The sequence below is a fragment of the Bartonella sp. AC329YNZD genome (assembly GCF_042196685.1).
Lineage (GTDB): Bacteria > Pseudomonadota > Alphaproteobacteria > Rhizobiales > Rhizobiaceae > Bartonella.
In genome coordinates, this window is sequence record NZ_JBHIQS010000118.1 from 1 (window position 1) to 605 (window position 605).

Sequence of the window (605 nt, forward strand, 5' to 3'; positions counted from 1 at the left end):
CGCTTCGTGCGTTCCTTGTAGATTTTTGCATTCTCATAGGCTTCATCCCTAATCTCTTCTAACTCATTAAGTTGAAGTAAACGCTCCTCTCCTGCTTTTTCTAGGTCCATATTCAGGGTTTTGATTGCCCAATATGCCTTGTGCTCAAGTTCAACCGGTAAGTGACATGCTTTTCCAAAAATCAGTCGATATGGGCTCATGCCAATAGGTGTCTTGTATGCTGTGCGGTATGCCCATAATGCATCATTTAGCTTGGAGGCCCAATCCTTCCTTGAAGGTCGCACTGTCTTTTCCAAGATTCCTTTAATCTGCCTATTACTTACCTCAACTTGTCCGGAAGTTTGTGGATGATAAGGGGTTGCCACTTTGTGCGTAATGTTGTACCTTTTCAGAAGCCCATCAAAAAGTTTATTACAAAAATGTCTCCCTCCATCACTGATTATAGCCCTTGGTGTCCCAAATCTGCTAAATATCACATCCTTGAGGAATTTCACAACACAATTAGCATCATTGGTCTTAGTTGGCACAGCCTCAACCCATTTGGATACATAGTCAACAGCGACTAATATATATTCAAAATTGTTTGAAGGTGGAAAGGGACCCAT

At 41.7% G+C, this 605-nt stretch carries 1 protein-coding gene; it reads right to left on the reverse strand.

Annotation, left to right across the window (positions count from 1 at the left end; all coding sequences use genetic code 11):
* The coding region (locus ACFIMW_RS09505; RefSeq protein WP_375697401.1) for a DDE-type integrase/transposase/recombinase at positions 1-527 on the reverse strand (527 nt) is incomplete at its 3' end.
* Positions 528-605 lie beyond the last annotated feature (78 nt).